Below are 14,016 nucleotides of genomic sequence, written 5' to 3'. Positions count from 1 at the left end.
AGGTGCCCACGGCCGATCTCGTTCCGGCCCCCGGCTCCGCCACGCGCAGGAGCCATGCCCCCTCTTCCCCGGGCTCCGTGATGAGCGGCGAGGGGAGGAAACACATGCATGAGATCGACGATGCGCTGGTGACCCAGTGGGCCTTGGCGGCCCGCACGGGAGACGAAGAGGCGGTGGAACTGTTCGTGCGGGGCACCCGGCGTCATGTGCTGCGCTACGTCACGCATTTGAGCCGCGACGCCCAGGCCGCGGACGACCTGGTGCAGGACACCTATCTGCGGGCCCTGCGCAGCCTGCCCGGCTTCGAAGGCCGGTCCTCGGCCCGCGCCTGGCTGCTGACCATCGCCCGGCGCACCGTCGCCGACCGCATCCGCGCCCACCGGACCAGGCCCCGCGTCGCCGGGCTCACCGACTGGGAGACCGCGGCCGAGCAGACCCGGTACGGGACCGGCCCGGGCTTCGACGAAGAGGTCGCCCTCACCGACCTCCTCTCCGCCCTCCCGCCGGCACGACGCGAGGCCTTCGTCCTCACTCAGCTGACCGGCCTCCCGTACACGGAGGCGGCCGCTGTCGTCGGCTGCCCGGTGGGGACGGTCCGCTCCAGGGTGGCCCGCGCCCGGGAGACCCTGATCGCCCTGCTCGACGCCGCAGAAGGGAACCCGCCACGCCGGGCCGAAGGAAACCCGTCGCGCCGCGACACCCCGACCCAGGAGCTCGTACCCCGTCCCGTGGCGTCTGGTTCCGTGGCATGACCCGTCACCGTCAGGTACCCGGCGACGCGGCCGGTGAGCGAGGTGGCCGCCCTCGACCTACGGATGGACAAGTCTCAGCTCCGCCTCAGGGCCGACACTGGCCGTCGGCGCCATGGGCGATGGAATCTCTCAGGCGGTCCGGAGTCGTTCGAGGAACTCGGGTACGCCGTCCACCTGCTGGTAGGGCTTGAAGGCGGGGGCGAGTTCGCGGACCAGGGTGACGCAGCGGTCGGCACCGATGCGGGTGGCGAGGTCGAGTGACTCGGTGCTGACGACGAGGGCTTGTTCGACCTCGCGGGCCTGGACGAGGCTTCGGGCCTCGTAGGTGCGGAAGACCCCGCGCGTCTTGTCCCGGGCCCGTGGAAGCAGGGTCAGGCCCTCGCCAATGCGGGCGCGGGCCTCCTCGGTACGGCCGAGGTCGAGGAGACACTGGCCGGAGTCCACGGCCAGATCCGCTGTGCTCATCCACCGGCACCAGCCGGGGGCGGTGTCGGCCGAGTCGGTCAGCAGGGCGGTCTCGGCGGCGGCGAGGTCGCGGTGGCAGTCGGCAGCGGCACCCAGGGCGGCGTGGGCTCGGGCTCTGCGCAGGTGCAGCAGCGAGCGGGCGGTGGGGTGCTTTGTGTGGATCAGGGCCTGGCTCAAGGGCTCCACGGCGGACCCGGGCTGGCCGAGCCAGATCGACTGGTAGGCGAAGTCGGACAGGACCCCGGCCCCGAGATCCCGGTCGCGGGCAGTGTGCGCGTTGGTGAGAGCGGCGTTCCACAGCTTGCCGGCCGCGTAGTGCTGACCCTGGTCGAAGCGGTACCAGCCACAGGTGCTGGAGAGGCAGGCCGCCAGGTGGTGCAGGCGGCGGCCGGTGGCCTCGCTGTACCGGGCTCCTTCGAGAAGGTCGGTCACGGTCGTGAGGTGGGCGTCCATCAGCTTGATGGTGTGCTGGCGTTGCTCGGTCGGCAGGGCGGTCAGTTTGGTGCTGGTGTCCTCCAGCCAGTCCACCAGTTCGTCATCGACGCGGCGCCCGCTGAGTGCAGTTGTCAGGCGGTCGGGTTCCAGCGCGGCCCACTGGGAGGCCAGCCCGGCAAGGGCGAGTGCGCTGTAGGTCAGGAAGGTACGACGTTCGCGGTTCATCGCGGCTCTCTGTGCATCTCGAAGTGCTTGGACGGTGTACGCCGCCCCGAGCGGGGCCGGGTCGTCCCGGCCCGGGAGCCAGTGGGGCCAGGGGTACCGCTCCAGGTCGGAGACCGACACGTCGAAGGCGTCCGCGAGCAGGAGCTGGGATTCGATGTTCGGCGTCTTGCGGCCGTTCTCCCACTTGCTGACGGCTGCCTTGTCGGTGCCGGAGCGGAGACCCTCGGGTCGCATCGCGGCAGCGCGGTGCAGGCGCGCGACGAGGTCGTTCTGGGACCAGCCGCGTAAGAGGCGGGCGTAGGCGAGGGGATACCTGATCGGGTCGTCCACGGGAGCAATCCCATCATCGACGGTGACGGTCAGGCTACCGCGCGTGCAGGTGGGACAACCCCGGGACCACAGCTAACACCTAGGGCCTGAGCTGGAGTTGGCGCTGTACTCGTCATCCCGACACGTTCCTCCGTGAAGTGGAAGGAGAACGCGCATGAAACGACGTGCTGCGATCATCGGCCTTGGCCACCAAGCCGCCGAGGATCACCTGCCCGGCCTGCTCGGCTCCAGCCGGGCCGAACTCGTCGCGGTGTGCGACAACAACCCGGATATCTTGCACCAGCGAGCGGACACCCTCGGAGTGCCCCGGTTCACCCGGGCCGGTGACCTACTGGACGAGACCGCCCCGGACTTCGCGATCGTCGCCGTCCCGCACCATGCCGGGCGCGCGGTGACCGAGGGGTGCGCCGCCAGGGGCGTCCACGTCCTCAAGGAGAAGCCGTTCGCCACCTCAATCGAGGAGGCCCGCGAGCTGGCCGGGATCTGTCACAAGGGCCGCGTGGAACTGATGGTGACGCTCCAGCGCCGGTTCAACCCGATCTACCGCAGCGTGGCCGGGATGCTGGACCAGATCGGCACCCCGTTTCTCGTCGGCGGGCACTACTCGTTCCACACGCCCAACCCCGGCGCCGGCTGGCGCGGGGACCTCAAGCAGGCCGGTGGCGGCTGCATCCTCGACATGGGTTACCACCTGATCGACCTGCTCCTGTGGTACTTCGGCCTGCCCAGCAGGGTCATCGCGGAGTTCTCCACCACGGCCCTGACCGAAGGCGGCTACGACGCGGAGGACACCGCCGTCGTCCAACTCGGCTACGACTCCGGTTTGTACGGATCGCTGGTCCTGTCGCGGTGGATGGCGCCGAAGACTGAGTTCATGCGGGTCGTGGGGACGGCCGGCTCAGTGGTGCTGACGAAGGGAGCGGTGCAGCGGCTCGCCCTGGTCGGAACGGTGGTGGAGGAGCTGACCCGACCGCACGCCCCCAGCGTCGCCACCGCACAGATCGACTACTTCTGCCGGGTCCTGGACGGAGAACGGCCCAACGTCTCCGGCCCCGACCAGCACCTCTCCCACGCCGCGTTCATCGCGTCCTGCTACCGGTCCAAGACCGCAGGCCGCTATATCGACCCGAAGGAGATGCTGTGACCAGCCCGCTCGCCCTCATCGGCGGCACCCCGGCCGTTACCGACGCCGGCCCCCACTTCACCTGGCCCCCGATCGACGACAACACCCGCATGAAGGTTGTCTCCCAGCTGGATTCGGCTGTTTCCATCCCTGGCCGGTCCGGGATCGTCGCGGACCTGGAAGACGCCCTCCAGGACTACTTCGACGTGCGGCACGCGATCACCACCAGCTCCGGCACCGCCGCCCTGCACGCCGTCTACTGGGCCGCCCGCATCCGGCCCGGCAACGAGGTGATCGTCCCCGCCTGGACGTTCCACGCCACCGCCTCACCCCTGTTCCAGCTCGGCGCGGTCCCGGTCCTCTGCGAGACGCTCCCGGACGGCAACATCGACCCCGGCCGGGTGGCCGAGTTGATCACCCCTCGCACCCGCGCGATCGTGGTCACGCACCTGTGGGGCAAGCCCGCCGAGATGACCGACCTCACCACGCTGGCCAAGGACCGCGACCTGGACCTGCTGGAGGACGGCTCACACGCTCACGGGGCCAGTGACGGCGGCCAGAAGGTCGGCACGTTCGGCCTGGCCGGTGCCTTCTCCCTCAACGGTCCCAAGCCCTTGTCCGGGGGTGAGGGCGGCTTCATCCTCACCGACGACGATGACACCTCCTACCGCGTTCTCACGTTCGCGCACTACAACAAGCGGGCCAGGAACGAGATCCCGGACGGCCATCCGCTCGCGGGGTACGCGGTCACCGGGGCCGGGCTCAAGCTCCGCATCCACCCTCTGGCCGCCGCCCTCGCCCACGACCAGCTCTCGCGCCTGGATGCCTACCTCGCCGGACGCGAGGAGATCGCCGCCTACCTGATCCGAGAGCTCGGGCAGATTCCCGGGCTGGAGGTTAGCTCGATGCCCGAGGGGGTGAAATCATCCTGGTACGCGTTGACGGCCACCTACCGGCCCGACCAGCTCGGCGGCCTGCCCCTCGACCGCTTCCACGCGGCCCTCGTCGCGGAGGGCGCGACCGAGTTCGACCGGCCCGGCTCCACCCGCCCCCTGAACCAGCTCCCGCTCTACCAGCACCCGTCACCTCTCTTCCCCGGCTACCCGAACACCCGCAGCCGATACCGGGAGGGTGACTTCCCCGTCGCTGAGAAGGCGCACACGCACACGATCAAGCTGCCCGTCTGGCACCGTGAACAGGATCTGAAACTGGCCGAGCAGTACGTCAGCGCGGCCAGGAAGGCCGGCGAACACCACAAGGAGCTCCTGTGACCGTGACGTCCGACCTCGCCCGAACACTGGCAGAGGAGGCCGAAGCCGAAGGCATCACCACTTTCGTGGCCGCGGCCGTCGTCACCGACGCCGACCTCATCCTCCTGGTCCGCCGCAAGCCGGACGACTTCATGGGCGGCCTGTGGGAGATCCCCTCCGGTCATGTGGACGCCGGAGAGAGCATCCTGGACGCGGCCCGCCGCGAGACGCTGGAGGAGACCGGCCTGACCGTCGCCTCCGTGGACCGCTACCTCGGGCACTTCGACTACGAGAACAGCCGCGGCCTCACCACCCGCCAGTTCAACTTCGCCGTCACCGTCTCCGACGCCGCGCCGGTCATCCTGACCGAACACGACCTGCACCAGTGGGTCGCCCTCGCCGGCGACCTGCCGGGCGTCACCGACGGCGTACGGGAGGTTCTGGCTCGCGCGTAAGCCACAGGAGGCCGGCCAAGCCAGCGAGGGCCGCTACCCCGGATGTGAGGTAGCGGCCCTCGTGTCGTTTCTGACATCAAGTCGGAGAACTGGCCAGGCGGTGCACACGTGGTGCACAAGGGAACGAAAAACAGCTGTGACCCACGAGAACTCACGAGAAGAGTTTCCGCAGGTCACAGCTGTTTTTCAGACTTGCGCCCAGGTCGCTGGGCGCTGCGTCTTAGATGTCGAAGTAAAGCTCGAACTCGTGCGGGTGCGGGCGCAGCTGGATCGGGGCGATCTCGTTGGTGCGCTTGTAGTCGATCCAGGTCTCGATCAGGTCGGAGGTGAAGACGCCGCCCTGCTGGAGGTACTCGTTGTCGGCCTCGAGGGCGTCGAGGACGGCCGGGAGGGAGGTCGGGACCTGGGGGACGCCCGCGTGCTCCTCGGGGGCGAGCTCGTAGAGGTCCTTGTCGATCGGCTCGGCCGGCTCGATCTTGTTCTTGACGCCGTCCAGGCCCGCGAGGAGGAGGGCGGAGAAGGCGAGGTACGGGTTCGAGGACGGGTCCGGGGCGCGGAACTCGACGCGCTTGGCCTTCGGGTTCGAGCCCGTGATCGGGATACGCATGGCCGCGGAGCGGTTGCGCTGCGAGTAGACCAGGTTGACCGGGGCCTCGAAGCCGGGGACCAGGCGGTGGTAGGAGTTCACCGTCGGGTTGGTGAAGGCCAGCAGCGACGGGGCGTGCTTGAGGATGCCGCCGATGTAGTAGCGGGCGGTGTCCGAGAGGCCCGCGTAGCCCTGCTCGTCGTAGAAGAGGGGGCTGCCGCCCTGCCACAGCGACTGGTGGACGTGCATGCCGGAGCCGTTGTCACCGAAGATCGGCTTGGGCATGAAGGTCGCGGTCTTGCCGTTGCGCCAGGCGACGTTCTTCACGATGTACTTGAAGAGCATCAGGTCGTCGGCGGCGGCGAGCAGCGTGTTGAACTTGTAGTTGATCTCCGCCTGGCCGGCCGTGCCGACCTCGTGGTGCTGGCGCTCGACCTGGAGGCCGGCCGCGTCCAGCTCCAGGGAGATCTCGGCACGCAGGTCGGCGAAGTGGTCGACCGGCGGGGCCGGGAAGTAGCCGCCCTTGTAGCGGACCTTGTAGCCGCGGTTGTTCTCCTCCGACCCGGTGTTCCAGGCGCCGGCCTCGGAGTCGATGTGGTAGAAGGACTGGTTCGCACCGGTCTCGAAGCGCACGCTGTCGAAGACGTAGAACTCGGCCTCGGGGCCGAAGAACGCGGTGTCCGCGATGCCGGTGGAGGCGAGGTAGGCCTCGGCCTTCTTGGCGATGTTGCGCGGGTCACGGCTGTACTGCTCGCCGGTGATCGGGTCGTGGATGAAGAAGTTGATGTTGACGGTCTTGTCGCGGCGGAACGGGTCCACACGAGCCGTCGACAGGTCCGCGCGCAGCGCCATGTCGGACTCGTGGATGGCCTGGAAGCCGCGGATCGAGGAGCCGTCGAATGCGAGCTCCTCGGCCGGGTCGAACGCCTTCGCCGGGATCGTGAAGTGCTGCATCACGCCGGGCAGGTCACAGAACCTGACGTCGACGAACTTCACGTCCTCGTCCGCGATGAACTTCTTGGCCTCGTCAGCGTTCTGGAACATCCAACTCCTCCTAGCCCGGTCACCGGTCGGCGGACGCGGGATTGCTACTCGGAACGCGACCATGTGCGGTGGCGCGTTGCCCGACCATAGGCAGGCGGGATTTCCCAAGCATGACCCATTTGTTTCGCCGAGGTTAACCGGCGCGCGGCCGCGTTTATCTCCCAGTGTGACCCACGAAAGACCATTTTGACCCGGGTGGCGACCGCCCGCTCCGACGTCGCGCCGAGTCGTTCCGCCCCCTTTCCGACCACCCCCGGGTACGGCCGGGAATGGGGGGCGGCACCGTCCCGCACCGGACCTCGGCGCAGCGAATGTATGCGGTCGCAGTACCGTGGTCGGGTGGACAACAGGCAAGCAATCGGATCGTGGATCTCCGGGCCCCGCGCGGCAGCCGAGGACATGGGTGTCGAGTTCGGGTACCGCGGGCAGCAGCTCGGGCTGCCGGAGACGGGGCCGGGCTCGATCGCACGCCCCGGGCGGCGCTTCGCCGCGCTCTTCCTCGACTGGGCGCTGTGCATGCTCATCGCCTTCGGGCTGCTCAGCGGCGGTAAGGCACAGTCGGCGAGCAACTGGGCGCTGGTGGTTTTCGCCGTGCTCAGCGTGCTGACGGTGGGCACGGTCGGGTTCACGCCGGGCAAGCGGCTGCTGGGCCTGCGGGTGGTCGCCGAGGGCGGTGGCCGGATTTCGCTGCCGCGGGTCGTGCTCCGCACGGTGCTGCTTGTCGTGGTCATTCCGGCCGTGGTGTGGGACCGGGACGGGCGGGGGCTGCACGATCGCCTCTCGCGCGCCGTACAGGTCCGCATCTGAGCCCGTACGCGCGCTGTGAGCCTCGTACGTGAGCTTGTGGTCTTGTGCCCGAGCCCTCGGCCTCCCGCGTGAGATTTCTGCCTCGTGCCCCGCACCTGCGGCCCTCCGTACCTGAGCCGTAGCGCGGCCCCGCACCCGAGCGCACCCGGGCCCGCTCACGAAGCGCCCCGCCCCCTCAGGACCGCACACGAAACGCCCCGGAGCCATCGGCCCCGGGGCGTCGTCGTCATTCGGTCAGGTGTCGGGTCCGCCGGCCGGCGCGGGCGCGGCCGGCCCGCACGGTCAGCGGGTCTTGCCGCCGCCCTTGGGCATCCGCATGCCCTTGGGCATGGGGCCCTTCGGGACCGGCATGTTGCTCATCAGGTCGCCCAGCGCCTTGAGCCGGTCGTTGACGGCCGTCACCTGCGCGCCGGGCAGCACCCGCGGCAGCTTCAGCAGCGTCGTACGGAGCTTCTTCAGCGGCACCTGGCCCTCGCCGTCGCCCACGATGATGTCGTGGACGGGGGCGTCGGCGACGGTGCGCGCCATCCGCTTCTTCTCGGCGGCCAGCAGGCCGCGGAGACGGTTCGGGTTGCCCTCGCCGACCAGCACGATGCCGGCCTTGCCGACGGCACGGTGGACCACGTCCTGGCTGCGGTTCATGGCCACCGCGGGGGTGACCGTCCAGCCGCGGCCGACGTTGTCCAGCACGGCGGCCGCCGCACCGGGCTGGCCTTCCATCTGCCCGAAGGCAGCTCGCTCGGCGCGCCGTCCGAAGACGATCGCCATCGCGAGGAAGGCCAGGACGAAGCCCAGGATTCCCGCGTAGATGGGGTGGCCGATCACGAAGCCGATGGCAAGGAGAACGCCGAATACGACGATGCCTACACCAGCGACGACTAGACCGACCTTGGAGTCGACCCGACGGGTCATCTTGTAGGTCTGGGCGATCTGCTTCAGCCGCCCGGAGTTCTCAGCGCCGGCAGCGCCGTCTGAGTTTGCCTTCCTCGCCATATGGCGAAGTTTACGTGGCGTGCGGGCGCCGGGTCGCCGCGGCCTCCAGTACGTACTCGGCCTCGTGGCGGTCCTTGGCGCGGCGGCGGTCCTCCAGGACCGATGTCCAGGCGTTACGGCGGGCGGTGCGCTGCCCGCCGCGCATCAGAACGGCCTCGACGGCACGCAGTGCACCGGTGACCGAAGGGATGGGGAGGGCGGGATTGGCGCGGAGCGGCGCGGCCTGCATGGTGGGTGACTCCCTCTGATCTGTTCGGAGAAGCAGGGGTAGGTGCGGGAGCGGTGCGTGCATCCATCGTCACTGATAGGTGTTACCAACGGATGACCTGCCGGTCAAACACCGATGAAACGTTGACGCGGCCCCCACGCCCCCCGTCAGGGGGAGTGCGGGCCGCGTCCTCAGCATGTGCCACGTTTCACAAGATGGCGCGCCGGGGAAATCAAACCGCCTGACTGGACGCCTCGACCTCGCGCCGCTCGACGGCCTGCTGGTAAAGGCGGCCGGCGCGGTAGGAGGAGCGGACCAGCGGGCCGGACATGACACCCGCGTAGCCGATCTCGTCGGCCTCTTCCTTCAGCTCCACGAACTCGGCGGGCTTGACCCACCGCTCGATCGGGTGATGGCGCACGGAGGGGCGCAGGTACTGCGTGATCGTGATGAGCTCACAGCCCGCGTCGTACAGGTCCTGGAGCGCCTGGCTGATCTCCTCGCGCTCCTCGCCCATGCCCAGGATGAGGTTGGACTTGGTGACCAGACCGGCCTCGCGGGACTTGGAGATGACCTCCAGCGAGCGCTCGTAGCGGAAGCCGGGGCGGATGCGCTTGAAGATCCGCGGGACGGTCTCGACGTTGTGGGCCAGCACCTCGGGGCGGGAGGAGAAGACCTCGGCGAGCTGCTCGGGGACCGCGTTGAAGTCGGGGATCAGCAGCTCGACGCCGGTGTCGGGCATCGAGGCGTGGATCTGCCGGACGGTCTCCGCGTAGAGCCAGGCGCCGCCGTCCTCCAGGTCGTCGCGCGCGACGCCGGTGATCGTGGCGTACTTCAGGCCCATGGTCTGCACGGACTCGGCGACCCGGCGCGGCTCGTCGCGGTCCAGCTCCTGCGGCTTGCCGGTGTCGATCTGGCAGAAGTCGCAGCGGCGGGTGCACTGGTCACCGCCGATGAGGAAGGTCGCCTCGCGGTCCTCCCAGCATTCGAAGATGTTGGGACAGCCCGCCTCCTGGCAGACCGTGTGCAGACCCTCGCTCTTGACCAGGCCCTGGAGGTGGTTGTACTCGGGACCCATCTTCGCCCGGGTCTTGATCCACTCGGGCTTGCGCTCGATGGGGGTCTGGCTGTTCCGGACCTCCAGGCGCAACATCTTGCGTCCGTCGGGTGCGACTGCGGACACGACCGGCTCCCTACGACTTCGTTTCTTCGGCGTACACCAGGGTACGCCCGTTGATTCGCACGTCTTGACGTGCGGGGCAACCCCGTATGGCGGGGTTGCATTCCCGGCGGTCTCCGGGAGGACCGGGCCGGCGGCCGTCCGGCCCGGGATGCCGGGGCCGGACGGCCGTCCGGTCAGACCGCGCGGGGGAGCAGTTCGGCGCCCTCCAGGACGTCCCGCAGATGTTTCTCGACGACGGGCAGCACCTCGGCGATGGTGATCTCGCGGCCCAGCTCGTTGGCCAGCGAGGCGACGCCGGCGTCACGGATGCCGCACGGCACGATCTTGTCGAACGAGGTGTTGTCCGGGTTCACGTTCAGCGCGAAGCCGTGCATCGTGACGCCCTTGGCGACGCGGATGCCGATCGCGGCGAGCTTGCGGTCCTCGCGGCGCTGGCCGGCGTTGGACGGCGCGTACTCCGGGCCGTTCAGACGGGGGTCGAACAGCTCGTCGGCCGTCCGCGGGTCGAAATCGAGGTTCAGCCCGCCCAGGGCCGCCCGCTGCTCGGCTGCGCCCACGGTGTCTCCCAGGATCCACACACCGCTGCGGCCCTCGACCCGGGTGCCCTCCACACCGAACTCGGCGCAGACCCGGATCAGGGCCTCTTCGAGACGGCGGACATGGGCCACGACGTCAACCGGGCGCGGCAGCTTCTGGATGGGGTAGCCCACCAGCTGGCCGGGCCCGTGCCAGGTGATCTTCCCGCCGCGGTCCACGTCGACGACCGGGGTCCCGTCCAGCGGGCGCTCGTCCTCGGACGTACGGCGGCCCGCGGTGTAGACGGCCTGGTGCTCCAGCAGCAGACAGGTGTCGGGCAGCTCGTCGGCGAACCGGGCGGCGTGCACCCGGCGCTGCTCCTGCCAGGCCGATGCGTAGTCCACGGCGTCGGCGCCGAAGCCCAGATGCACAAAGCGCAGCCCCTCGGGTGCGGGGGTCTCCCCCCGAGAGATCGCAGTCACGGCAGCTCCTCTTCGAACCTCTGTTGCACTTTGCTGCAACGTTGATGCCACTTCGCGCCCATGCCACTGTACGGCCGCCTCGCCCGGACCCCGCAGGCGGCCGGTGTCCCGCCCTCCCGTCCCTGCTCACACGATCGGATGAACGCGAGGGACAGGCGGCGATTGGAGGGCCGAAGGCCGTTACATTCACGCCGTTCCACAAGGGCGATGAGCATGCCGGACAGGGTCCGCCGAACCCGGCAGCGGCCCGGAAGGCAGGAGACCGGTAAAGCTGATGACGGAACGACCCCCGCACCACACGCCCAACCGCCAGCTCGCCGCGCTCATCGCCGAGGCGGGATTCTCCAATGCCGGCCTGGCCAGACGGGTTGATCAGCTCGGCATCGAGCACGGCCTCGACCTCCGTTACGACAAGACGTCGGTGACCCGCTGGCTGCGCGGCCAGCAGCCCAGGGGCACCACCCCCGCCCTGATCGCGGAGGTGTTCACCCGCCGGCTGGGACGCCGGCTGTCCGCCCAGGACCTCGGCCTGGACGCCTGTGCGCCGGTGTACGCCGGGCTGGAGTTCGCCGCGAGCCCCAGTGAGGCGGTGGACATCGTCAGCGGGCTGTGGCGCAAGGACTCCGGCAGCCACGCGGAGCTGCGCAAGATCGCCTTCACCCCGGCCGGACTCGTCGTGCCCAGCCGGGACTGGTTGATCGGGCGCGCGGACGAACGTGTCGCCCGCGGCGACACCCACGACGACGGGGCGGGCCGGGTGCCGGTACAGGGCCGGGTCACGGTGCCCCGTCAGCGCCGCACCGACCGGGTCGACCGCACCCAGGGCTCCCGGGTCACCTCCGGCGACATCGCGGCGCTGCGCTCGGTCGGCGAGCTGTTCCGGGCGCTGGACCACGCCTACGGGGGCGGCCACGCCCGCCAGGCCCTGGTGCGCTATCTGGAGCACGAGGCCGAGCCGATGCTGCGCGGCAGCTACGGGGAGGCCACCGGCCGCCGGCTGTTCGCGGCCGCCGCCGATCTGACCCGGCTGGCGGGCTGGACCTCGTACGACATCGCGGCCCACGGCCTGGCCCAGCGGTACTTCGTCCAGGCCTTGCGGCTGGCCCAGGCCGCCGGGGACCGGGCGTACGGGTCCTACGTCCTGGTGACGATGAGCCGGCAGGCCGTCTACCTGGGGCACGGCAGGGAGGCCGTGCAGCTGGCGCGGGTCGCCCAGCAGGGCATCGGCAGCAGCGCGCCGCCCGCCGTGCAGGCGTTGCTGCACTCCGCGGAGGCGCGCGGCCACGGCGTCCTGGGCGAGGTCCGGGCCTGCACGGCGGCGCTGGCCCGCGCCGAACGGGCGCTGGAGAGCGTCCGCCCCGGCGACGACACCCCGTACTGGGCACGCTTCTTCGACGAGGCGCAGCTCGCCGACGAACTGGCGCACTGCCACCGCGATCTCCAGCAGTACCGCGCGGCCTCCCAGCACGCCGAACGCTCCCTCCAGCTGCGCGCGGCCGGCTTCGCCCGCAGCCGGCTCTTCTGCCGGGTGGTGCTGGCGACCGCACGGCTGGGCCTGGGCGAGCTGGAGCAGGCCTGCACACTGGGCGCCGAGGCGGCGCTCCAGGCCTCCGAGATGCGCTCCGTACGGGCCCATGAGTACGTCAGGGAGTTCGAGCGCCGCCTGGAGCCGTACCGGGACGCGGCGGCGGTGCGGGGGTACCGGGAACGGGTGGCGGCGCTGGGGTGAGGCGGGCCGGGCCGCCGGGCTCAGGCCGCCGTGGGCAGGGTGTCCGGTTCCGTCGTGAAGGCCGGCAGTCCGAAGTCCTGGAGGAGCGCGCGGGCGGCGCGGCGGCCCGAGTTCAGCGCGCCCTGGAGGGTGCTGGTGTCGCGGTGATCCCCGCACACATAGAGACCGGAGAGCACCCGCACCGTCCGTTCCGGATCGTGCGGAGCCGGCATCGCGGGTACCGCGTACGGGTCGTGATGGGCGGTCAGCAGCTGCCAGTCGTCGGTGTGCGCCCCGTAGATCCGGCCGAGCTGCGGGCGGACGGTCTTGTCGAGCACGGACAGCGGCAGCATCGCCGCGGCGCCGAGCACGGTCGTGGTGAACAGGGACCGGCCCGGCGGCGTACGGGACGGGTCGATGGCACCGGCGGCGTAGGTGTAGGCGACGGGGCCGTCCGCCGGCAGGATCAAGGTCGTGTCGCGCGACGGTGCGCCGCGGCCCGCGGAGGCCGTCGCCGCGGTGTGGTGCAGCACGGCGACCGGGTGGAAGGCGGGCACCCGCAGGCCCGGCAGCAGCTCGGCCGCATCGCGCGCCCCGGTGGCCACCAGCACCGCCCGACAGGGGATCTGGCCGTGCTCCGCGGTGCTGACGCCAGTGGTGGAGACGGCCGTGACCTGCACGGACGTCCGGACCGTGCCGGGCGGCAGGGAGGCGGCTAGCAGCTCGGGGACGGCCGCGGCGCCGCCGGCCGGGAGCCACAACCACCCCTGGGCGTAGCCGCGGAGGGCCGCCGTCGCGCCCCGGCTGGAGCCGCGCAGCTGCGGATCGCACAGCAGCGCGGCCAGCAGGGGCCGCAGGAACGCGTCATGGCCGCGCGGCAGGAAGGCGGGGCGGCTCGCCAGGGCGTCGCGGATCGGCCGGTCGGCGGGCGGGGCGTGGGTGACGGCGGACGGGGGAGCGGCGGGGTCGGCGCGACGGTCCGTACGGCGGTCGATACGGCGGACCGTACGGCGGTCCGCGGGCTGGTCGGTCCGCCGGTCGGTGAGGCGGACGGTCTGACGGTCCGTACGACGGTCGGCCCGCGAGAGGGCTCGTGCGGCGGCGAGCGCGCCCTTCGTGCTCCGGGGCGCGCTGACGCGCTGTGTCCGTTGGCCGTTGTGGACGCTCAGGCCGGGGGCGAACGGACGGAGCGTCAGATCGCCGAGGCCCGGGGTGCGGTGCAGCTCGGCGGCGGAGACGGCCAGCGGCCGGCCGCAGCGGTCCAGCCGGAAGCCGTCGAGACGGTCGGTGACGGACCGGCCGCCGATCCGTGGGGCGGCCTCCAGCACGGTGACCGACACTCCCGCGCCGGTCAGATGGCGCGCGGCGGCGAGCCCGGCCGGACCGGCCCCCACGATGACGACGTCCACGGCCGATGCGGTGCGCAGCACATGACCCTCCCGAGGTCGGTCCCA

General features: G+C 70.8%; 13 protein-coding genes. 6 read left to right on the top strand and 7 right to left on the bottom strand.

The features are described 5' to 3' along the window. Positions 1-104: 104 nt before the first annotated feature. Positions 105-752 (top strand): sigma-70 family RNA polymerase sigma factor, encoded by a 648-nt coding sequence (locus M8I34_RS23090; RefSeq protein WP_250051936.1) that lies wholly within the window; start codon positions 105-107, stop codon positions 750-752. A gap of 129 nt (positions 753-881) precedes the next feature. On the opposite strand, the gene M8I34_RS23085 is transcribed toward M8I34_RS23090, so the two are convergent. Then, positions 882-2,207, bottom strand: a complete 1,326-nt coding sequence (locus tag M8I34_RS23085; protein WP_250051934.1) for a helix-turn-helix transcriptional regulator — start codon at positions 2,205-2,207, stop codon at positions 882-884. Positions 2,208-2,361: 154 nt separating this feature from the next. Between M8I34_RS23085 and M8I34_RS23080 the strand changes: the two genes are divergently transcribed. From M8I34_RS23080 to M8I34_RS23070, 3 genes are read left to right on the top strand one after another with little or no spacing between them, the layout of a single operon-like run. Next, positions 2,362-3,351, top strand: coding sequence for a Gfo/Idh/MocA family protein (locus M8I34_RS23080; protein WP_250051932.1), 990 nt, complete (start codon positions 2,362-2,364; stop codon positions 3,349-3,351). After that, positions 3,348-4,601: a DegT/DnrJ/EryC1/StrS family aminotransferase gene (locus M8I34_RS23075; RefSeq protein ID WP_250051930.1), complete on the top strand. Its 1,254-nt coding sequence runs from the start codon at positions 3,348-3,350 to the stop codon at positions 4,599-4,601. Before M8I34_RS23080 ends, M8I34_RS23075 begins: the two co-directional genes overlap by 4 nt. After that, positions 4,598-5,035: an NUDIX hydrolase gene (locus tag M8I34_RS23070; RefSeq protein ID WP_250051928.1), complete on the top strand. Its 438-nt coding sequence runs from the start codon at positions 4,598-4,600 to the stop codon at positions 5,033-5,035. The genes M8I34_RS23075 and M8I34_RS23070 overlap by 4 nt, the downstream gene beginning before the upstream one ends. Positions 5,036-5,255: 220 nt before the next feature. Here M8I34_RS23070 and glnA read toward each other — a convergent pair whose 3' ends face one another. Beyond that, entirely contained in the window at positions 5,256-6,665 is a 1,410-nt protein-coding gene (glnA, locus tag M8I34_RS23065; RefSeq protein ID WP_244415224.1) for a type I glutamate--ammonia ligase, read from the bottom strand. A 339-nt stretch (positions 6,666-7,004) separates the two neighbouring features. Here glnA and M8I34_RS23060 point away from each other — a divergent pair, with 339 nt between their 5' ends. Further along, complete coding sequence (locus M8I34_RS23060) at positions 7,005-7,472, top strand: RDD family protein (RefSeq protein WP_244415227.1); 468 nt, start codon at positions 7,005-7,007, stop codon at positions 7,470-7,472. Positions 7,473-7,754: 282 nt separating this feature from the next. Here the strand turns inward: M8I34_RS23060 and M8I34_RS23055 are convergent, their stop codons facing one another. The 4 genes from M8I34_RS23055 to lipB all read right to left on the bottom strand — a co-directional run bounded on the left by M8I34_RS23055 (position 7,755) and on the right by lipB (position 10,854). After that, positions 7,755-8,465 (bottom strand): DUF4191 domain-containing protein, encoded by a 711-nt coding sequence (locus M8I34_RS23055; protein ID WP_053208834.1) that lies wholly within the window; start codon positions 8,463-8,465, stop codon positions 7,755-7,757. Positions 8,466-8,475: 10 nt separating this feature from the next. After that, positions 8,476-8,694: a hypothetical protein gene (locus tag M8I34_RS23050; protein WP_250051926.1), complete on the bottom strand. Its 219-nt coding sequence runs from the start codon at positions 8,692-8,694 to the stop codon at positions 8,476-8,478. Between the two features lie 211 nt (positions 8,695-8,905). Further along, entirely contained in the window at positions 8,906-9,856 is a 951-nt protein-coding gene (gene lipA, locus M8I34_RS23045; RefSeq protein ID WP_250051924.1) for a lipoyl synthase, read from the bottom strand. Between the two features lie 173 nt (positions 9,857-10,029). After that, positions 10,030-10,854 carry a lipoyl(octanoyl) transferase LipB gene (gene lipB, locus M8I34_RS23040; protein WP_250051922.1) on the bottom strand — a complete coding sequence of 275 codons (825 nt, stop codon included), beginning with the start codon at positions 10,852-10,854 and terminating at the stop codon, positions 10,030-10,032. Between the two features lie 274 nt (positions 10,855-11,128). On the opposite strand from lipB, the gene M8I34_RS23035 reads away from it, so the two are divergent. Next, positions 11,129-12,583, top strand: coding sequence for a regulator (locus M8I34_RS23035; RefSeq protein WP_250051920.1), 1,455 nt, complete (start codon positions 11,129-11,131; stop codon positions 12,581-12,583). 20 nt (positions 12,584-12,603) lie between these two features. On the opposite strand, the gene M8I34_RS23030 is transcribed toward M8I34_RS23035, so the two are convergent. Beyond that, complete coding sequence (locus tag M8I34_RS23030) at positions 12,604-13,992, bottom strand: FAD-dependent oxidoreductase (protein ID WP_250051918.1); 1,389 nt, start codon at positions 13,990-13,992, stop codon at positions 12,604-12,606. Positions 13,993-14,016: the final 24 nt, after the last annotated feature.

The sequence above is a fragment of the Streptomyces sp. MCA2 genome, assembly GCF_023544705.1.
GTDB classification, from domain to species: domain Bacteria; phylum Actinomycetota; class Actinomycetes; order Streptomycetales; family Streptomycetaceae; genus Streptomyces; species Streptomyces decoyicus.
This window is presented reverse-complemented; position numbering and strand designations above follow the sequence as displayed.